An 18524-nucleotide genomic window follows, 5' to 3' on the forward strand; every position below is an offset into this window, starting at 1 on the left:
TTCGACGTTATACGCCGTTTGACCTTGATATCGGGGCTCTCCGAGTTCAGCCCCGGCACCAGCGACGGGACAAGGTGAATCGGCGTACAACCGCGAACGGTTGTACGCCCTACGGCAACTGCATTTCATATCCCGCTGCCTGCAACTCGTCGTAGGCGTGGTCCAGTTGTTCGCGCAGCCGTTCGGCATCGGGCGCGTGGCGGGAGACGATCAGCTTGGTCGGCACGCTGTACAGGGTGTCGAAGGCCAGCGGCGCCATGTTCAGCTCCCTTCGGGCCTGCTCCACAGGCGCCTGGTAATCGATGAGGTAATCGCCTCGGTCGCGCTCGAGCATCTGCAGCGCCGCCACATGGGTGCTGGTGCGGTGCAGCTCCAGTTTCAGGTGCGGGTCGTCCAGCAGGTCGGTGATCGGCTTCCAGTAGCTGTAGCCGCTGATCAGGATGATTCGGCTGCCGGTCAGGCCCTGCGGCAGTCGAGGCGCGGCGTGTGATGGCAGTCGGTAGAGGTTGAGGTCGACGTGGCCGAGCGTGCGCTCGCACTCAAGCGTACTGCCGACCAGCTCGGGCTTACCGGGGGCGCCGGCCCACAGCTGTACGCTGCCGTCCTGCAGACCGAGGTACAGGCGCGCGCTGGGCAGCGAGCGGAAGTTGGCGCGGTAGCCGGCCTTGAGCAGGATGCGCCGGACCAGGTCGGCGCCGCTGCCGCGGGTACTGCCGTCCGGGGCGGTGTAGGTGTAGGGCGGGAATTCGTAGTAGCCGACGTCCAGCACCGGCAGCGGGCGCGGCAGGCGGTTGGCCAGGGTCGGAAGGCCACTGGCGCTGGCGTGTAGGCAGAACAGCATGGCGATCAGCCAGGCGATACGGCGAAAAAGCATGGCTACCTGCGGTGGGGCTTGTCGTTATTGTGCGCGGCTGGCGCAGCATGCGTCGGTGCCTGCGTGCTGTCCAGCGCCGGCCGGCGCGGGCGTGCGGCAACACTCAGTGCGGCAGCAGGAAGCGCCCATTGAGCGGCAGGTGGTTGGAGATGCGCAGGGTGTCGTTGCGCCGCACGCTGGCGTCGAGGCGGCTCAGGCGGGGGCTGTAGAACAGATAGTCGAGGGTGCGGTCGGGGTTGTGCACGCGCGGGTCGTTGGGGAAGTGGGTGTACCACTGCGCCTGCTCGGCGCCGCTGGATTCCTGCACCGCCGGGATCACCGGGTAGCGCGCCGCCAGCAGGTTCAGCTCGCTGTTGGCGCGGTAGGGCGCGCGCAGCACCTCGGGCAGGTAAGGGTACTGGCCCAGCGGCAGCAGGCCGAGGTCGCCGCCCAGCAGCCAGGGGCTGCCGGTGGTCTGCAGGGCGTTGAGGTGGGCTTCCAGGGCTTCGACCTGGCGCTGCGGGGTGTCGTCGCCGTTGGGACGCTCCAGGCGGGTATTGATCACCGTGAGCTGGCCGCCGCCGCGGATCGGCAGCGTGCTTTGCAGCAACGCGGGTTGCGGGGCGAACAGGCGTAGCAGTGGGATCGACGAACGCTGCGGCAGGGCGATGCGCTCGCCGCCGGCGATCTGGAAGCGGCTGAAGGTCACCAGCTTGCGCCCGGCGCTGCCGAACACGTGAGGGTTGGGATCGAAGCGCGCCTTCCAGTCGAAGGCGGCGGTGGAGCAGGGGTAGAGGTCGGTCAGGCGGTCGCCGATCAGTGCCTGCTGGTCCTGCTTGCCAGTAGCCGCCGCGCCATCGTCGACCTCCTGCAGCAGCACGATGTCCGGCGCTTCCTCGCGAATCACCCGCACCACCTCGTCGAGGCTGTAAGCGATGTCTTCGGCGCTGGGTTTGTCGTCCGGGCCGACGGTGTCGGGCAGGTCGTCCCAGAAGATGTAGCGCTTGCCGGCCAGGTACTGGACGTTCCAGGTCATCACCTTGAGCATCTGCCCTGGTTGCAGCTGCGGCGCCGGTGCGCGGCATTGCGCGGCCACCGCCTCTCGTTCGGCGGGACGCCAGGCCAGCAGCCAGGCGCCGGCGGTAGCGGCGAGTAGCAGGAGGATGAGCAGCAGGAACAGGATGCGGCGTGGCAGCGAGAGGTTCATACAGCCTAGGGACTATCCTTGATGTGCGAGAGGATAGTGTTTGTGACCGCGCATTTCACCTGCGCGTTTCCTTCGCGAAGCATCCTGCAACCTTGAGGCGTGGCTGCGCCGGGAGGTTCGTTCCATGACCGAGGCGCTGATTGCCCAGCGCGGACCCTATGCGGTGGAGGTCCACGCCGGCGAAGACTATTTCTGGTGCCGCTGCGGCCGTAGCGCCAACCAGCCGTTCTGCGACGGCTCGCACAAGGGCACCGGCCTGTTTCCGCTGAAGTACCACGCACCGCGGGACGAGCTGCTGTTCTTCTGCGGCTGCAAGCACACCCACACGCCGCCGTGCTGCGACGGGACCCACGCATCCCTCTGAGGAGGTCGGCATGCCGCGCAAGCTCTTCACCCATCAGGCCTATCGGCACAAGGTGGTGCTGGTCACCGGCGGCTGCTCGGGGATCGGCCGTGCCCTGGCGTTGCGCTTCGCCCAGGCCGGCTCGCACCTGGTGATCCTCGACCTCGATCAGGCGGCGCTGGACAGCCTGGTCCAGCACCTGCGCGAGCACCACAACATCGAGGCGCTCGGCCTGCGCTGCGACATTGCCGACGCCGAGGCGGTGCGCCGCTGCATAGCGCTGGCCATCGAGCGCTTCGGCGGCATCGACGTGCTGGTGAACAACGCCGGCATCACCCACCGCAGCCAGTTCGCCGACACGGACCTGACGGTGTTCCAGCGGGTCATGGCGGTGAATTTCTATGGCGCGCTGCACTGCACCCAGGCGGCGTTGCCCAGCCTGCTGGCGCGGCGCGGGCAGATCGTCGTGCTCAGCTCGCTGACCGGCTTCGCGCCGCTGCTCTACCGCAGCGCCTACAACGCCAGCAAGCATGCGCTGCACGGGCTGTTCGATACGCTGCGCATGGAGCTCGACGGCACGGGCGTGGCGATCACCCTGGCCTGTCCGGGCTTCACCGCCACCGACCTGCGCAAGAACGCGCTGGTGGGCGACGGCTCGGTGATCCGCCAGCCGGCGGTGGTACTGGGCGCCGAAGTAGCCTCGCCGCGCGACGTGGCCGAGGCCATCTACCAGGGTGCGCTGCGCCGCAAGCGGCTGCTGGTGCTGTCCAACGTCAACTGGCGGGCGCGGGTGCTGGCCAGGTTCTTCCCGCGGCTGTTCGAGAAGCTGCTGGTGCCGAAGATGTCGGGGCTCAAGCCGGGGCATTGATCCCCGACCGGGTACGAACCCTTGTAGGAGCGAGCTTGCTCGCGAAGCTTTTGGAGCGCCAGTTGGCGCTCTTCGCGAGCAAGCTCGCTCCTACAGGTAGAGCCGCTCAATGCGAGTGCGAGTCGAATCCGCCGCCCGCCAGCGCCATGTCCCAGAACGAGGCTTCGACCTTGTGCCCGTCCAGATCGCGGATGAAGCAGCCGTAGTAGGGATCGCCATAGAGCGGACGCGGGCCGGGGGCGCCTTCGTCGGTGGCGCCGGCGGCTATCGCCGCGCGGTAGAAGGCGTCCACTTCTTCGCGGGAGTTGGCCAGGAAGCCGACGTGGGTGCCGTTGCCGACGCTGGCGGGTTGCCCGTCGATCGGTGTCTGCACCCAGAACTCCGGGAACACGCGGCCGTAGGCCACGGCGCCGGGGTGTTCCATGATCTGCTGGCAGCCCAGGCTGGGCAGCACCGCGTCGTAGAACGCCTTGGCGCGGGCGTAGTCATTGGTGCCAATGGAAATGTGCGAAATGCAACTGGGCGGGTAGCTCGGTTGGTCGCTCACGGGAGTCTCCGGTCGAAGGCAGAAGACTCCAGCGTAGAAGGCGACCAGTGCGGTCGCCGTGCAATGTGTTGCCGATTGCTGCGGGCCTCAGGCCTCGCGCCCCTCGTTTTCCTCGCGCCCGGGGCCGAGGATGAAGATGCGGTAGGCCGCCACCGTCACCAGCAACTGGAAGAAACCGCTGAGCGAGTGCAGCAGCACGCCCAGGCCGGGCGAGTCCTGGGCGACCTGGCTGATCCAGCCCTCCGCCATCCAGACCGGCGCGAGGATCACCAGGGTGGTGGTGAGCAGCAGGAAGAAGTGCCCGGTGGTCAGGCGGAAACTCTCGCGCATGGCGTCGATGGGCGAGTTGCCGCGCTGCACCAGGAGGAATTCGGAAAAGGTCATCTTGACCATGAAGAACAGCCCCGGCAGCACGTAGAGGGCAAGGCCCACCAGGATCAGCAGCGAGCTCAGCGCCGAGAGCAGGGCGAACGCCGGCCACAACCGCAACGCCGCATTCCATAGCTCGCGGACTCCTCGCTCGCGCCCTTCGCCGGCATCGATCATGAAGAGGATCAGGCTGGCCGTGTACAGCGGATAGAACACCAGCCCGGCGGCCATGCCCCAGGGTGCGAAGTTCTGTGAGTCGACGTTGACGTCGATCTGCTGCTGGACCAGCGTTTCCACGATGATCCACGGCAGGCACAGCGGTAGCAGCTTGCCGATGTGACGGGAGAAGAAGAACCAGGTGTCGCGCAGGACTGAGATGGGATTCATCGGCATGGGAGACGGATCGACGGGCCTCGACTCTAACTTAAGCAAACCTTCAGTTGAAGGTAGGACATTTCCGTCACCGGAACTTGTTTTTTGCCGTCCCGATCCAATCTTCTGTTCAACACCCCGCTCACTCGAGGCCCGCCATGAATTCCGAAGAGCAATCCCTGATCGATGGTCTGTTCGCCCGCCTGCGCGACGCCGAGGCGCAGACCGCGCCGCGCGACGCCCAGGCCGAGGCGCAGATCAACCGGCATCTGGTGCAGCAGCCGGCGGCGCCTTATTACATGGCCCAGGCGATGCTGATCCAGGAAGCGGCGATCAAGCGCCTGGACCAGCGCGTCAAGGAGCTGGAAGCCGAGGCGAAGGACAGCCGTCCGAGCAGCGGCGGCTTTCTCGCCGGCCTGTTCGGCGGTGGCCAGAGCCAGGAGCCGCGCCCGGCGCAAACCCAGCAGCGCCCCGACGGCTGGGGGCAGACGCGTTTCTCCCAGCCCGGCGGTAATGCGAGCTACGCCAGCAACCCCAACGACTTCCGTCCGGCACAGCCTGCCCAGGCCGCTCACCAGGGCGGCGGTTTCCTGCGCGGCGCGCTGCAGACCGCGGCTGGCGTGGCCGGCGGCGTGATGGTGGCGGACCTGCTGACCAGCATGTTCCACCACAACCAGCCGCAGGAAATCGTCGAGGTGATCCAGGAGCAGGCGCCGGTGCAGCCGGAGCCGTCGAATTTCGATGACTCGCTGGGCGAAGGCGATCGCTACGCGGACAACGGCGACAACTACAACGATGGCGACGACACCAGCTTCTTCGACGACGACGGCGACATGTTCAGCTGATCGGGACTGAACTGTCCCGCCCGCCGGGACTGGCGGGGGCCGCGCACTGTGCCGATAATGCGCCCCCGCTGTTCGTGTCCCGGAGTCACCGTTGAAGACCATCGCCCTGTTCGCCGACGTGCAGAACCTCTACTACACCGTGCGTCAGGCCTACGGCTGCCACTTCAACTATGCCGCGCTGTGGGCCGAGCTGAGCGCCCAGGGCACCATTGTCCAGGCCTACGCCTACGCCATCGACCGGGGCGACGCGCGCCAGCAGCAGTTCCAGCAGATCCTGCGCAAGCTCGGCTTCACCGTGAAGCTCAAGCCCTACATCCAGCGCGCCGATGGCTCGGCCAAGGGCGACTGGGACGTCGGCATCACCATCGACATCCTGGATGCCGCGCCGAACGTGGACGAGATCGTCCTGGCCTCCGGCGACGGTGATTTCGACCTGCTGCTCGACCGCGTCCGTGCCGGCGGCACCGACGCCACCGCCTATGGCGTGCCGGGCCTCACCGCCCAGGCGCTGATCCGCGCGGCCAGCCGCTACGTGCCCATCGAAGGCGCGCTGCTGCTGCGTTCCTGACCCTTGCGACTACAATGCCGCCCATTCCGATTCGTTTCTGCGAGCGCTCCATGACCTTCGCCACCCTCGGCCTGATCGATCCTCTCCTGCGCGCCCTCGACGGGCTCGGCTACCAGAACCCGACGGCGGTGCAGGCCCAGGCCATCCCGGCCGTGCTCAAGGGGCGCGACCTGCTGGCCGCCGCCCAGACCGGCACCGGCAAGACCGCCGGCTTCGCCCTGCCGCTGCTGCAGAAGCTGTTGCAGGAAGGCCCGCAGGTGGCGGCCAACTCCATTCGCGCGCTGGTGCTGGTGCCGACCCGCGAGCTGGCGGAGCAGGTGCACGAGAGCTTCCGCGCCTACGGCCAGCACGTGCCGCTGCGCACCGCCGTGGCCTACGGCGGGGTCAGCATCAACCCGCAGATGATGAAGCTGCGCAAGGGCGTCGACGTGCTGGTGGCGACTCCCGGCCGCCTGCTCGACCTCTATCGGCAGAACGCCCTGAAGTTCACCCAGCTCCAGGCCCTGGTGCTGGACGAAGCCGACCGCATGCTCGACCTGGGCTTCGCCCGCGAGTTGGATGAAGTCTTCGCCGCGCTGCCCAAGCGCCGGCAGACGCTGCTGTTCTCCGCGACCTTCTCCGACGCCATCCGCCAGATGGCGCGCAATCTGCTGCGCGACCCGCTGACCATCGACGTGGCGCCGCGCAACACGGCGGCCAGGACGGTGAAGCAGCATCTGGTCACGGTGGACAAGAAGCGCAAGGCTGAACTCTTCCTGCACCTGCTGCGCGAGCAGGGTTGGCGCCAGGCGCTGGTGTTCGCCAAGACCCGCAAGGGGGTCGACGAACTGGTCGGCCTGTTGCAGCAGGAGGGCATACGCGCCGACTCGATCCACGGCGACAAGCCGCAGCCGGCGCGCCTGCGCGCCCTGGCGCGGTTCAAGGCCGGCGAGGTGGACTTCCTGATCGCCACCGACGTCGCCGCCCGCGGCCTGGACATCGAGGAGATGCCGCTGGTGGTCAACTTCGACCTGCCCATCGTCCCCGAGGACTACGTGCACCGCATCGGCCGTACTGGCCGCGCCGGCGCCACGGGGCAGGCGATCTCGCTGGTCTGTGCTGACGAAGTACAGCAACTGGCGGCCATCGAGACGCTGATCGGCCAGACCCTTCAGCGCCGCGGCGAGGACGGCTTCGAGCCCGACCACCGGGTGCCGGTCACCGCGCCGGGCGGCCAGGTGCTGAAGAAGCCGAAGAAGCCCAAGCAACCCAAGGTGCCGGACGGCAAGCAGGGCAAGGTGCACCTGGGCTCGCTGCTGGATGACAAGCCGCAGGTCAAGGCGGTGCGCAAGGCGCCGGGGTTCGGGCTCGGTGGCAAACCGGCAGGCGGCAAGCCCGCCGGTGGCAAGTCGTCTTCTGGCAAGCCGGGTGGCGGCAAGGGCGGTCGCCGCCCGTGAGCCGATAAGGCGCGCGCCTGCTCCATTGCGGTGCGAAGCAGGGGGCTGAGTCCGGGAAATTCGTGGCGTTCGGCGGTGTGGCGCAAAAGCTGCATTTCCGTGTGGAATCCCGAACGCCTATAGTGTGCCCATCGCGCACACAACAAGAACGACAGCCCATGCGCCACAAGGAACTCAAAGCCTGGACCGGCGGAGTCGCCCACCTGCTCCCGCTGGCCCCCGGTCGCCCGCGTCTGCTCGGCCTCAGCCAGTGGCTGCAACAGGTCTGCGCGGTGGATAACTTCGTGCTCTTCGTCTACGAAGGCAACCACCGGCCGCTGGACCTGTTCGATACCTTCCCGGCCGATGTCCGCCACGTCTATGTCGAGGATTACCAGGTCGGCCCCTACCTGCTCGATCCCTTCTACCTCGCCTGCACGCGCAACCAGGCACCGGGGCTATGGCGTCTGCGCCAGTTCGCACCGGACCACTTCTACCTGGGCGAGTACTACCAGACCTACTACCAGCAGACCGGCCTGACCGAGGAGATCGCCTTCTTCGTCGATCTGGCCGACGGCGCCACGGCGGTGCTCTCGCTGATGCGCAAGACCTCCAGCCCCGCCTACAGCCGCGACGAGATGCAGTTGCTGGAGTGCGCGCGCCCGGTGGTCGAGCAGGTGGTGCGCGAGGCCTGGGAGCTGCGGCGTGCGCAACCGCGCCCGGCGCAGGACCTGGACTACCAGATCCGTGAGGCCTTCGACCAGTTCGGCGCCCAGGTGCTCACCGCCCGCGAGCAGGAAATCGTCCAGCTGCTGCTGCGCGGCCACTCCAGCGCCTCGGTGGCCGAGCAACTGGACATCAGCCCCGGCACGGTGAAGATCCACCGCAAGAACATCTACGCCAAGCTCGGCATTGGCAGCCAGTCCGAGTTGCTCGGGCTGTTCATCCGCGAGCTGGCGGGGCGGGATGGGGCGGGCGGGATGCGCGCGGTCGGCTGACCGTGGGGTGAATAACCGTTCGCGGTTATCCGCCGTTGCCTCTGGTTGCGTTGCTCGTGGCGGGCCAGCGCCCGAACTGCCGACGGCTCTCTTTTGTAGGAGCGAGCTTGCTCGAGAACCGCTCAACACTGGAGCGGCCGGGGATTCCGTTCGCGAGCAAGCTCGCTCCTACAGGGATATCCCGTGCCGTTGTCACAGCTCGCTCTGTCCGGAGAGGGGCGTTTGATCCGCCCTGTGGGCGCCAATCCCGCCATCTATCCCCCGAGGGATATATACACCCCGAAAGCCCCATTGCTAGCGTGACCACCAACAAGAACAAAGTGGGAGCGCGGTGATGGAGAGCGGTCAGGACTTCGATATCGAATTCCGTAACGTGGTCAAGCGCTACGGCAGTGTGCCGGCGGTGAACGGCCTGAGCTTCAAGGTGAAGCGCGGCGCCTTCCATTCTTTCCTCGGCAGCTCCGGCTGCGGCAAGACCACCACCCTGCGGATGATCGCCGGCTTCGAGCAGCCCAGCGAAGGCGAGGTGCTGCTGGCCGGCAAGGCGGTGGCAGGCGTCCCGGCGCACCAGCGCCCGGTGAACATGGTGTTCCAGCACTACGCGCTGTTCCCGCACCTGACGGTAGCCGAGAACATCGCCTACGGCCTGCGCTATCGCACGCCGCGCCCGGACCGCGCGCAGCAGCGCCGCATGGCCGACGAGGCGCTGGAGATGGTGCGCCTGTCCGGCTTCGGTACGCGCAAGCCGCACGAGCTTTCCGGCGGCCAGCAGCAGCGCGTGGCGCTGGCTCGCGCGCTGGTGAACAAGCCCACCGTACTGCTGCTCGATGAGCCCTTGGCTGCGCTCGATCGCAAGTTGCGCAAGGAGATGCAGTCGGAGCTGCTGCGCTTGCAGCGCGAGGTCGGCATCACCTTCGTGCTGGTTACCCACGACCAGGAAGAGGCGCTGTCGATGAGCGACAGCATCAGCATCATGAAGGACGGCCTGATCATCCAGACCGCCACCCCCGAAGCGCTCTACGAAACCCCGGCGAGCCGCTACGTGGCCGACTTCATCGGCGAATCCAATCTGTTCTCCGGCACCGTGCGCCGCTTCGACGGCGAGCGTGTGGTGCTGAGCACCTCGGCTGGCCTGGAGTTGAGCAGCCCGCCGACACCCACCGGCCCCTCGCTGGCGCCCCAGGCCGAGGGCTGCATCGCGGTGCGCCCCGAACTGGTCGGCATCGCCGCCGCCGATTCGGACCTGCCGCGCGAGGTGCGCCTGAAGGGCCGTGTCGAGGACCGCATCTACCTGGGCAACCTCACCGAATACCGCGTGCGCACCGACGCCTTCGGCATCGTCTGCGTGCGCGTGCCGCGCCAGGCCGGTGGTGCTGGCGATGGCTTCGAACATGGCGCGCCGGTGCAGGTCGGCTGGAACCAGGCCAGCGGCCTGGCCATGGCCCTGTGAGTTCAACGATCCAATCCTAACGACAAAAAATCAGCAGACAGGCGGGGAGTGACGATGGACAAGAAAAGCTTCATCAAGACGATGCGCAGCTGGGAGAACGGCTCCATCACGCGGCGCGAGTTCCTTGGCAAGACCGGCCTCGGGCTGGCGATGGCGGTGGTCGCCGCCAACACCCCCGGTCTGCTGACCGGCAAGGCCTATGCCGGCGAGAGCACCGCCATTGGCGACCGTCTGGCCCTGGCCACCTGGCCGAACTACCACAGCCAGGAAAACTTCGACGCCTTCGCCAAGGCCACCGGCGCGCGGGTGCAGATGAACGTGTTCGGCTCCAACGAGGAGATGCTCGCCAAGCTGCAGGCCGGCGGCAGCGGCTGGGACGTCTTCGTGCCGACCAACTACACCATCAGCACCTACGTGAAGCTCGGGCTGATCGAACCGCTGGACCTCTCGCGCATCCCCAACTTCGACCCCAAGGCCTTCCAGGAGCGCTTCATGGCCCAGGGCACGGTGGACGGCAAGGTCTACGCGGTGCCGAAGAACTGGGGCACCACCGGCATCGTCTATGACGCCAGCAAGGTCAAGGGCAATCCGGATTCCTGGAAGCAGTTCTGGGACCTGACGCTGACCAGCGCCTCCGGCCGCACCATCGTCCACGACTACCAGCTCACCGCCATCGGCAACGCACTCAAGTACTACGGCTACAGCTTCAACTCGCTCGACCCGAAGGAGCTGGCCGAGGCCGAGAAGCTGCTGATCCAGGCCAAGCCGCACCTGTTCGCGATCAACTCCGACATCCAGCCTTCGCTGCGTAATGGCGACGCCTGGATGGCCATGGCCTGGACCGGCGACGCCTCCCAACTGCACCGCGACAACCCGGACATGACCTTCGTGCTGGGCAAGGAAGGCGGCGAGATCTGGAGCGACTTCTTCGCCATTCCCAAGGGCGCCGAGCACAAGGACGCCGCCTACGCGTTCATCAACTACCTGCTCGACCCGCAGCACAACAAGCTGGAGGTGCTCGCCCACGGCTACCCGAGCGGGGACAAGCGCGTCGATGCGCTGCTCTCCCAGTCGATGCTCGACGACCCGATCATGTACCCGGCGGCCGAGCGTCTGGCGCCGCTGGAATTCGGCGCTGCGGCGACTCTCACCAGCCCGGCGCGCGCCGAACTGATGGCGCGGTTCAAGGCCGCCTGACGGGGTCTTCATGTAGGAGCGAGCTTGCGCGCGAACCCGCCCAGCTCCCGAGCTGCCGGGAAACTCATTCGCGAGCAAGCTCGCTCCTACAGGAGAGGGCTCCGAGCAACTCCTATGCGTAGGGAATCGAACATGAACATCGCTGTCAGCGCTCCGTTGCCGCAGACCCGGGCGGCCCCCACGGTCTCGCGCGCGAAAAGCCTCGGCCGTCGCGTCACCTTGCTGCTGCTCTTGCCGTCCACACTATGGTTCCTGCTGCTTCTGCTGATGCCGCTGGTGATCATCCTGGTCTTCAGCTTCGGCGAACGCAGCGCCGTGGGCGGCTACGGTGGCGGGCTGACGCTGGAGAACTACCTGAACCTCGGTTCCCGTGCCCAGGCCTTCTGGAACACCCTGACCCTGGCGCCGCTGGGCACCCTGGCCTGTCTGCTTGCGGCCTATCCACTGGCCTACTTCCTCGCGGTGAAGGTGCGGCGCAACAAGTCGCTGCTGCTCACGCTGGTGATCGTGCCGTTCTGGACCAGCTTCCTGATCCGCACCTACGCCTGGATCTTCATCCTCAGCGGCCGGGGCATCCCGGCGCTGCTGGAGAGCTTCGGCATCGCCGACGTGCGCCTGATCAACACGCCCTACGCGGTGCTGATCGGTATCGTCTACGGCTACCTGCCGCTGATGGTGTTCCCCATCTACGTGACCCTGGAGAAGCTCGACAAGCGCCTGCTGGAGGCCTCCGGCGACCTCGGCGCGAGCGCCTTCGAGACCTTCCGCCGGGTCACCCTGCCGCTGTCCGCGCCGGGGGTGATCACCGGGGTGATGCTGGTGTTCATCCTGCTCATGGGCGAGTTTCTGATCCCGGCGATCCTCGGCGGCGGCAAGGTGTTCTTCGTCGGTAACGCCCTGGTCGACCTGTTCCTGCAATCGCGCAACTGGCCCTTCGGCAGCGCGGTGGCGATGACCCTGGTGGCGATGATGCTGGTGATCATCGGCGTCTACCTGAAACTCGTGGCCCGCTTCGGCGGCTCGCGCAACGACGGGGTGCTCTGACATGTGGCTGCGCAGTTACTCCACCTCGGTCTACCTGTTCCTCTATGCGCCCATCGCGCTGATCATGCTCTTCGCCTTCAACGCAGGGCGCAGCGGCCTGAGCTTCCAGTGCTGCTCGGTGCAGTGGTTCGGCCGCGCCTTCGGCAACCCGTTCATCATGGAGGCCCTGGGCAACAGCGCCATGATCGCCACCTGCTCGGCGCTGATCGCCACGCTGTTCGGCACTCTCGCGGTGTTCGGCCTGCAGCGGGTCGGCAAGCGTGTGCGCCTGCTGTTCGACGCGCTGACCTACTGCGCGATCATCGTGCCGGGCATCGTCATTGGCATCGCCACGCTGATCGCCTTCATTACCCTGTTCGACGTGATCAACCCGCTGTTGGCGCTGCTGGACATCGGCCTGCCGAAACTCAACATGGGCTTCGGCACCGTGGTGGCGGCGCACTCGCTGTTCACCATGGCGCTGGTGATGGTGATCGTTCGCACCCGCGTCGAAGCGATGGACAAGTCGCTGCTGGAAGCCTCCGCCGACCTCTACGCGCCGCCGCTGGACACCTTCTGGCGGGTGACCCTGCCGCAGATCGCCCCGGCCATCCTCGCCGGCTTCCTGCTGGCGTTCACCTTCAGTTTCGACGATTTCATCATCGCCTTCTTCGTCGCCGGCTCGGAAACCACGCTGCCGATCTACATCTTCTCGTCGATCCGCCGGGGCATCACGCCGGAGATCAACGCCATCTCCACGGTGATCATCTGCGCCTCCCTGGCGCTGCTGTTCACCTCCCGCTACCTGCAGAACCGCCGCACCGGCGTTCAGGCCGCCTGAGGGCCGACTTCAAGGAGACTCGAGGATGCGCGACCAGCTCTACATCAACGGGCAATGGGTCAGGCCGGACCTGGGCGGCGGCTTCACCAGCTTCGACCCCGCCACCGGGCAGCCCCTGCAGGAAGTGCCGGCGGCGACCGAGGAAGACATCGACCACGCGGTACGTGCGGCCCGTACGGCGTTCAATCGCGGCTGGGGCCAGAGCCGTGGCGCCGAACGCGCCGAGTGGCTGGAAGCGCTCGCCGCTGAACTGGAACGCAACCAGGAGTCACTGGCCGAACTGGAGGTGCGCGACAACGGCAAGCCGCTGCCCGAGGCGCAATGGGACGTGGCCGACGCCATCGGCTGCTTCCGCTACTACGCGGAGCTGGCGCGGGAACTGGACGAGCGCCAGGACCAGGTGCTGGCGCTGCCCGACGAGCGCTTCCGCTGCCGCATCCGCCAGGAGCCGGTGGGTGTGGCCGGGCAGATCATTCCCTGGAACTACCCGCTGTTGATGGCTTCGTGGAAGGTCGCCCCGGCCCTGGCTGCCGGCGCCACCTGCGTGCTCAAACCCTCCGAGCTGACGCCGCTTAGCGCACTGGAGCTGGCCGCTGCGGCGGACGCCGTGGGGCTGCCGGCGGGCGTGCTCAACGTGCTGCCCGGCCTTGGCGCAGAGGCCGGCGGGCCGCTGAGCCAGCATCCGGGCGTGGACAAGCTGGCCTTCACCGGCAGCGTGCCGACCGGCTCGCGGATCATGTCGGCGGCGGCCCAGGACATCAAGAACGTCAGCCTGGAGCTGGGTGGCAAGTCAGCCTTCATCGTCTTCGACGACAGCGATGTCGAGGCGGCGGTGGAGTGGATTCTGTTCGGCATCTTCTGGAACCAGGGCCAGGTGTGCAGCGCCACCTCGCGCCTGCTGGTGCAGGAGGGCATCGCGCCGCGCCTGATCGAGCGCCTGGTGGAAGCGACCCGCGCGATTACCATCGGCAATGGCCTGGAGCCGGGCGTGCTGCTCGGCCCGCTGGTCAGCCAGGGGCAGCATGAGAAGGTGCTGGGGTTCGTCGAGAAGGGCAGCGTCGGTGGCGCCCGGTTGCTCACCGGCGGCAAGCGCCCGACGGGGCTGGACCAGGGCTGGTTCATCGAGCCTGCGATCTTCGACGAGCCGACCGAGGGCGCGCTGATCTGGCGCGAGGAAATCTTCGGCCCGGTGCTCTGCGTGAAGCGCTTCAAGACCGAAGCCGATGCCCTGCGCCTGGCCAACGACAGCCGCTTCGGCCTGGCCGGTGCGGTGATGTCGGGCGACCCGCAGCGCGCTGCGCGGGTGGCTGATGGGCTGCGCGCGGGGATCGTCTGGGTCAACTGCTCGCAGCCTACCTTCACCCAGGCGCCGTGGGGCGGCATGAAACAGAGCGGCATCGGCCGCGAGCTGGGCGTGTGGGGACTGGAGAATTACCTGGAGGTGAAGCAGGTGACCGAGTACGTCTCGGAGCAGCCGTGGGGGTGGTACTTGAAGTAGGCGAGAGCGTAGGGCGAATAACGCCTAAGGCGTTATCCGCCACGGTGTTCGGTGTGTCTGCGCCGCTTCGGCGTACTCGGATGTTTCTTGTTTCGCCCCCTCGGGCGAGTCACTTGTCCAAGCGCCGAAAAGTAACCAAAAGGCTTGCCCCTCCATCCGGTTTTTCGCTTGGGGCGAAAAATACCCTCGTCGAATCGAAGTTTCAGAGGCACGCTGCGAAGGGCCATTCCTGGCCCATCGCAGCTCTCGCGACATCCATGTCGCTCAACCCCTGAAACTTCAATTCAACGAGGCCTCCTGAAAGGGGCCGGCCGGAGTGATCGGATATTTCTCTGGAAGTCTTTAAGAGCGAGAGCCAGGGCGGAAGGTGCGCTCCCGTAGGAGAGACGGGGGCGCCTAGGCGTCCCCTCGATCCTACGAAGAGCCTTCCAGGCACTATGCCCAGGCAGGGCTCACAGCGGCCGCTGCATGTAGCGGTGGCTGGAGACGCCGGGCAGCGTCGAGGTACGCTCGACCTGCACGTTGAAGCCGAGGCGCTCGTAGAGTGCCTGGGCCCTGGGATTGGCCACCGAGACATCCAGCGCCGCCATCGGCAGGCCGAGGTGGCGGCCTTGCTGCAGGAAATGGTCGATCAACTGGCTGCCCAGCCCTTCGCCGCGTAGGTCCGGGGTGACGCCCAGGTGCGCCAGGTACAGCGTGCGCCGGGGCGGCGGGCAGATGATCCGTTCCAGTTGCAGGCCGCGGACTATCACCCGCGGCGAGGCGAGCCCGAAGTAGCCGAGGATCTGCCGGGTCGCCGCGAGCATGTAGCCCAGGTTCACTTCGCCGCCGAACACCGTTCCCGCCGCCACCACCTCACCGTCCCGCTCACCGACCCAGTGCTGGCGCCAGCCGAACTGGCCACCGCCCTGGAGAAAGGCGTAGCGCAGGAAGTCCTGAGCGCTGTTGCGACCGGGGCGAGCGAAGGCGTAGTCGAAGGCGTCGGGGCCGGAGCTGTAGATCAGTGGGATGGCGGCGTCGACGTCGGCAGGGCAGGCACGGCGGAAGGTCAGTGGCATGCAGGCGACTCCTGGGTGGGAGTCTGCAATCTAGCACCATAGTTCCAGTTGTGCCGTGCTCAGTTTTCCCGCTGCAACCAGCGCAGGGCGCCGAGCCCGGCGGCGCGGCCACTGGCGAAGCAGGCAGTGAGCAGGTAGCCGCCGGTGGGCGCTTCCCAGTCGAGCATCTCGCCGGCACAGAACACGCCCGGCAGTGCCTTGAGCATCAGGTTTTCGTCCAGTGCCTCGAAGGTCACCCCACCGGCGCTGCTGATGGCCTCGTCCAGCGGACGGGTGCGAACCACGGTCAGCGGCAGGGCCTTGATCAGTGTGGCCAGGCGTTGCGGGTCGGCGTAGTCGGCGGCTGTGGACAACTCCCGCAGCAGCCCGGCGCGCACGCCGTCCAGACCGAGGCGGCCACGCAGGTGGTTGGCCATGGACTTGGAGCCGCGCGGCTGCGCTACGGCCTTCGCCACCTGCTCCTGGTTGCGGTTGGGCAGCAGATCGAGATGCACCGTGGCGCGGCCGTGCTGTTCGATGCGCTCGCGGATCGCGGCGGACAGTGCATAGACCAGGCTGCCTTCGACGCCGCCGGCGGTGACCACGAATTCGCCCTGGCGGGGTTCGCTGCCGGCGATGGACATGGCTACCGGTTTGACCGGCGCGCCGGCGAACTTGTCGCGGAAGAACTCGCTCCAGCCCTCTACCTCGAAACCGCAGTTGGCTGGACGCAGCGGCGAGATATCCACAGCGCGCTCGACCAGCAGTGGTACCCAGGCGCCGTCAGAGCCCAGGCGCTGCCAGCTGCCGCCGCCCAGGGCGAGCACGACGACGTCGGCGCTGACACTTCGCTGACCTTCCGGGCTGTCGACCAGCAGGGCGCCCTCGGCAGCCCAGCCCAGCCAGCGGTGGCGGGTGTGGATAACCACGCCGGCGTCGCGCAGGCGCTTGAGCCAGGCGCGCAGCAGCGGCGCGGCTTTCATGTCGGTGGGGAAGACGCGGCCCGAGGTGCCGACGAAGGTGTCGATGCCCAGGCCGTGAATCCACGCGCACAGCGCCTGGTTGTCGAAGGCATCGATCAGCGGCGCGAGAATTTGCGCGCGTTTCCCGTAGCGCGAGAGGAAAGGCTCGCGCGCCTCCGAATGGGTGATGTTCATGCCGCCCACGCCGGCCAGCAGGAACTTGCGCCCGACCGACGGCATGGCATCGAACAGCTCGACCTTCACGCCGGCGCCGGCCAGGATTTCGGCGGCCATGAGGCCGGCGGGGCCTCCGCCGATGATGGCAGCGGTGCGGGGAGCGGGGGCTGGGGTGTGGGTCATGCGGTGGCCAGGCGGGAAGGTGCGATCGGGGCGCAATTCTAGCGCAGCGGCCTCGTCCGGCGGCTGAACATTTTCCAGCCAGTGCCGCGGAACGCCGGGCGCATCGGCGCTGCACGCGCTTTCCCGCAGCTTATCCACAGGCTGCTCCACAGTTGCCGTGGACAACCGCGGGCGTGCGGAGGGGGGCGGATCATCCACGGAAGCGGATCGCTCTGCCGTTCCGTGGTTCTCAGTTGGAGGTGATTACGAGAATTCCTACAAGGGATCGGGAGGGCGCCTAGTTCTGGCGCTTTTGTGAATCCATCAGCATGCCGGCCTGTTGCAAAAACGGTCCTGTCTGTCGATGAAAGTGCGTGATTATCTCCGTTCCCATGAAGCTCACCTGTGGAGTGAAGGCAACGATACCCGAGTGCGCGTCAATGGCGTCGATATCGTCATTCGACGGCTGCCCAGCGATGAGATTCGCGGCCTGTTGAACGAAGCCGTGGCGCACATGCTGGTGCGCCTGGAAAAGAACATCCGGCCATCGAAGCTGAAGTTCGAGCAGAAGCTGCTCGAACGTATCTCGCTGCAGGTGGCGTTGCACAACCTCTATGTGTTCACCAACTGGAGCCGCTTCCTGCCGCGTTATCTGGATTACTCCGGCCCGCTGCGGGCTCAGGAGCTGCTCAAGCACCATGTGCCGGAACAGGTGCTGGGCGTCTGCGAGAAGGTCTTTGGCGCGGATGCCCGGCAGCGTGCGGCGGTCCTGCTGGGGTTTTCCGAGCAGGAGCTGACGCGCTGGGAGCAGCAACGCCTGCCTTCGCGCATGTGCACCAACAACTCGCGCTACCGCGTGAGCTGAAACTCCCTCGCCACCCGGCTGGCGCTGTGGTGCAGGATGCCATGGCGCCGCGCCAGGGCCTGGCGGTCCTTGTCGTAGCCGCCGCCGATCACGCCGACCACCGGGATGTCGCTGGAAAGACAGCGGCGGATGACATGCTCGTCACGCGCGGCCAGCCCGGCATCGGTGAGTTGCAGGTAGCCCAGGGCGTCGTCCTTGTGCACGTCCACGCCGGCGTCGTAGAGCACGATGTCCGGCTGGTACAGCGGCAGCAGGTAGTCCAGCGCCTCCTCGACCACCTTCAGGTACTGGGCGTCGCCCAGGTGCAGCGGCAGGGGAATGTCCCAGTCGCTCTGCGCCTTGCGCGCGGGGAAGTTCTTCTCGCAATGCAGTGACACCGTCACCGCATCCGGCAAGTTCTCCAGAATGCGCGCGGTGCCGTCGCCCTGGTGCACGTCGCAGTCGAAGATCAGCACGCGGTTGGCCTTGCCGCTTTCCAGCAGGTACAGGCTGATCACTGCCAGGTCGTTGAAGATGCAGAAGCCCGAGGCATGGTCGTAGTGCGCGTGATGCGTGCCGCCGGCCAGGTGGCAGGCCAGGCCGTGCTGCAAGGCCAGCTCCGCGCTCAGCACCGAGCCGCCGACCGCGCGTACGGTGCGACGGGCCAAGGCTTCGGTCCAGGGCAGGCCGAGGCGGCGCAGTTCCTCACGACTCATCTCGCCGCTGCAGTAGCGCTCGATGTAGGCGCGGTCGTGGGCCAGGGCGAGGATGTCCACCGGGCAGAGTTCCGGGCGCAGCAGTTCGGCATCGCCGACCAGCCCGCTGTCCACCAGATGGTCGCGCAGCAAGCGGAACTTCTCCATGGGGAAGCGGTGGTTGTCCGGGAACGGCGGACTGTAGTCGTCGTGGTAGACCAGGGGCAGTGGCATGGTGTCGGCAGATCGGAAG

19 protein-coding genes are annotated in these 18524 nt (G+C 67.0%); 12 read left to right on the forward strand and 7 right to left on the reverse strand.

From position 1 onward, the window contains the following. Nucleotides 1-109: 109 nt before the first annotated feature. Together SD196_RS03770 and SD196_RS03775 are read right to left on the reverse strand one after the other, a co-directional pair. Entirely contained in the window at nt 110-874 is a 765-nt protein-coding gene (locus tag SD196_RS03770; protein ID WP_343575308.1) for a bifunctional lytic transglycosylase/amino acid ABC transporter substrate-binding protein, read from the reverse strand. A gap of 103 nt (nt 875-977) precedes the next feature. Next, nucleotides 978-2060 carry an endonuclease/exonuclease/phosphatase family protein gene (locus SD196_RS03775; RefSeq protein WP_275610095.1) on the reverse strand — a complete coding sequence of 361 codons (1083 nt, stop codon included), beginning with the start codon at nt 2058-2060 and terminating at the stop codon, nt 978-980. 124 nt (nt 2061-2184) lie between these two features. Here SD196_RS03775 and SD196_RS03780 point away from each other — a divergent pair, with 124 nt between their 5' ends. Further along, the gene (locus SD196_RS03780) at nt 2185-2424 is read left to right on the forward strand and encodes a CDGSH iron-sulfur domain-containing protein (RefSeq protein ID WP_275610096.1); all 240 of its coding nucleotides are present in this window, start codon (nt 2185-2187) and stop codon (nt 2422-2424) included. Between the two features lie 10 nt (nt 2425-2434). Then, entirely contained in the window at nt 2435-3271 is an 837-nt protein-coding gene (locus tag SD196_RS03785) for an SDR family oxidoreductase (protein ID WP_275610097.1), read from the forward strand. Nucleotides 3272-3377: 106 nt separating this feature from the next. Here the strand turns inward: SD196_RS03785 and SD196_RS03790 are convergent, their stop codons facing one another. Together SD196_RS03790 and SD196_RS03795 are read right to left on the reverse strand one after the other, a co-directional pair. Then, entirely contained in the window at nt 3378-3818 is a 441-nt protein-coding gene (locus SD196_RS03790) for a VOC family protein (RefSeq protein ID WP_343575303.1), read from the reverse strand. Between the two features lie 87 nt (nt 3819-3905). Continuing rightward, complete coding sequence (locus tag SD196_RS03795) at nt 3906-4574, reverse strand: YciC family protein (protein WP_331318525.1); 669 nt, start codon at nt 4572-4574, stop codon at nt 3906-3908. Nucleotides 4575-4717: 143 nt separating this feature from the next. Between SD196_RS03795 and SD196_RS03800 the strand changes: the two genes are divergently transcribed. From SD196_RS03800 to SD196_RS03840, 9 genes are all read left to right on the forward strand, one after another. Next, nucleotides 4718-5404 carry a DUF2076 domain-containing protein gene (locus SD196_RS03800; protein WP_416311072.1) on the forward strand — a complete coding sequence of 229 codons (687 nt, stop codon included), beginning with the start codon at nt 4718-4720 and terminating at the stop codon, nt 5402-5404. A gap of 91 nt (nt 5405-5495) precedes the next feature. Next, the gene (locus SD196_RS03805) at nt 5496-5972 is read left to right on the forward strand and encodes an NYN domain-containing protein (RefSeq protein WP_331318437.1); all 477 of its coding nucleotides are present in this window, start codon (nt 5496-5498) and stop codon (nt 5970-5972) included. Between the two features lie 50 nt (nt 5973-6022). Next, on the forward strand, nt 6023-7408 hold the full coding sequence (locus SD196_RS03810) for a DEAD/DEAH box helicase (protein ID WP_416311073.1): 1386 nt from the start codon (nt 6023-6025) through the stop codon (nt 7406-7408). 158 nt (nt 7409-7566) lie between these two features. Continuing rightward, nucleotides 7567-8385: a LuxR C-terminal-related transcriptional regulator gene (locus SD196_RS03815; RefSeq protein WP_331318432.1), complete on the forward strand. Its 819-nt coding sequence runs from the start codon at nt 7567-7569 to the stop codon at nt 8383-8385. Nucleotides 8386-8719: 334 nt separating this feature from the next. Next, a complete protein-coding gene (locus tag SD196_RS03820) occupies nt 8720-9835 on the forward strand; it encodes an ABC transporter ATP-binding protein (protein ID WP_331318430.1) in 1116 nt (371 codons plus the stop codon). 54 nt (nt 9836-9889) lie between these two features. Further along, entirely contained in the window at nt 9890-11032 is a 1143-nt protein-coding gene (locus SD196_RS03825; protein ID WP_275610105.1) for an ABC transporter substrate-binding protein, read from the forward strand. Nucleotides 11033-11164: 132 nt separating this feature from the next. Next, nucleotides 11165-12076 carry an ABC transporter permease gene (locus SD196_RS03830; protein WP_275610106.1) on the forward strand — a complete coding sequence of 304 codons (912 nt, stop codon included), beginning with the start codon at nt 11165-11167 and terminating at the stop codon, nt 12074-12076. Between the two features lies 1 nt (nt 12077). After that, complete coding sequence (locus SD196_RS03835; protein ID WP_275610107.1) at nt 12078-12896, forward strand: ABC transporter permease; 819 nt, start codon at nt 12078-12080, stop codon at nt 12894-12896. Between the two features lie 25 nt (nt 12897-12921). Continuing rightward, entirely contained in the window at nt 12922-14394 is a 1473-nt protein-coding gene (locus SD196_RS03840; RefSeq protein WP_343575287.1) for an aldehyde dehydrogenase family protein, read from the forward strand. Nucleotides 14395-14846: 452 nt separating this feature from the next. Here the strand turns inward: SD196_RS03840 and SD196_RS03845 are convergent, their stop codons facing one another. After that, the gene (locus tag SD196_RS03845) at nt 14847-15452 is read right to left on the reverse strand and encodes a GNAT family N-acetyltransferase (protein WP_331318421.1); all 606 of its coding nucleotides are present in this window, start codon (nt 15450-15452) and stop codon (nt 14847-14849) included. 59 nt (nt 15453-15511) lie between these two features. Then, the gene (locus SD196_RS03850) at nt 15512-16687 is read right to left on the reverse strand and encodes a TIGR03862 family flavoprotein (protein ID WP_416311712.1); all 1176 of its coding nucleotides are present in this window, start codon (nt 16685-16687) and stop codon (nt 15512-15514) included. Between the two features lie 409 nt (nt 16688-17096). On the opposite strand from SD196_RS03850, the gene SD196_RS03855 reads away from it, so the two are divergent. Continuing rightward, nucleotides 17097-17597 carry a hypothetical protein gene (locus SD196_RS03855; protein WP_343575281.1) on the forward strand — a complete coding sequence of 167 codons (501 nt, stop codon included), beginning with the start codon at nt 17097-17099 and terminating at the stop codon, nt 17595-17597. Here SD196_RS03855 and SD196_RS03860 read toward each other — a convergent pair. After that, nucleotides 17582-18505, reverse strand: coding sequence for a histone deacetylase (locus SD196_RS03860; protein ID WP_416311074.1), 924 nt, complete (start codon nt 18503-18505; stop codon nt 17582-17584). The two genes, SD196_RS03855 and SD196_RS03860, sit on opposite strands and share 16 nt — an antisense overlap. Nucleotides 18506-18524: the final 19 nt, after the last annotated feature.

It is taken from the genome of Pseudomonas macauensis (assembly GCF_047902425.1).
Classification (GTDB): domain Bacteria; phylum Pseudomonadota; class Gammaproteobacteria; order Pseudomonadales; family Pseudomonadaceae; genus Pseudomonas.

Coding starts and splice junctions, on each gene's coding strand:
- SD196_RS03770 (WP_343575308.1), bottom strand. CDS start 874: ATGCTTTTTCGCCGTATCGCCTGGCTGATCGCCATGCTGTTCTGCCTA.
- SD196_RS03775 (WP_275610095.1), bottom strand. CDS start 2,060: ATGAACCTCTCGCTGCCACGCCGCATCCTGTTCCTGCTGCTCATCCTC.
- SD196_RS03780 (WP_275610096.1), top strand. CDS start 2,185: ATGACCGAGGCGCTGATTGCCCAGCGCGGACCCTATGCGGTGGAGGTC.
- SD196_RS03785 (WP_275610097.1), top strand. CDS start 2,435: ATGCCGCGCAAGCTCTTCACCCATCAGGCCTATCGGCACAAGGTGGTG.
- SD196_RS03795 (WP_331318525.1), bottom strand. CDS start 4,574: ATGAATCCCATCTCAGTCCTGCGCGACACCTGGTTCTTCTTCTCCCGT.
- SD196_RS03800 (WP_416311072.1), top strand. CDS start 4,718: ATGAATTCCGAAGAGCAATCCCTGATCGATGGTCTGTTCGCCCGCCTG.
- SD196_RS03810 (WP_416311073.1), top strand. CDS start 6,023: ATGACCTTCGCCACCCTCGGCCTGATCGATCCTCTCCTGCGCGCCCTC.
- SD196_RS03815 (WP_331318432.1), top strand. CDS start 7,567: ATGCGCCACAAGGAACTCAAAGCCTGGACCGGCGGAGTCGCCCACCTG.
- SD196_RS03820 (WP_331318430.1), top strand. CDS start 8,720: ATGGAGAGCGGTCAGGACTTCGATATCGAATTCCGTAACGTGGTCAAG.
- SD196_RS03825 (WP_275610105.1), top strand. CDS start 9,890: ATGGACAAGAAAAGCTTCATCAAGACGATGCGCAGCTGGGAGAACGGC.
- SD196_RS03830 (WP_275610106.1), top strand. CDS start 11,165: ATGAACATCGCTGTCAGCGCTCCGTTGCCGCAGACCCGGGCGGCCCCC.
- SD196_RS03835 (WP_275610107.1), top strand. CDS start 12,078: ATGTGGCTGCGCAGTTACTCCACCTCGGTCTACCTGTTCCTCTATGCG.
- SD196_RS03840 (WP_343575287.1), top strand. CDS start 12,922: ATGCGCGACCAGCTCTACATCAACGGGCAATGGGTCAGGCCGGACCTG.
- SD196_RS03845 (WP_331318421.1), bottom strand. CDS start 15,452: ATGCCACTGACCTTCCGCCGTGCCTGCCCTGCCGACGTCGACGCCGCC.
- SD196_RS03850 (WP_416311712.1), bottom strand. CDS start 16,687: ATGGCCGCCGAAATCCTGGCCGGCGCCGGCGTGAAGGTCGAGCTGTTC.
- SD196_RS03855 (WP_343575281.1), top strand. CDS start 17,097: ATGAAAGTGCGTGATTATCTCCGTTCCCATGAAGCTCACCTGTGGAGT.
- SD196_RS03860 (WP_416311074.1), bottom strand. CDS start 18,505: ATGCCACTGCCCCTGGTCTACCACGACGACTACAGTCCGCCGTTCCCG.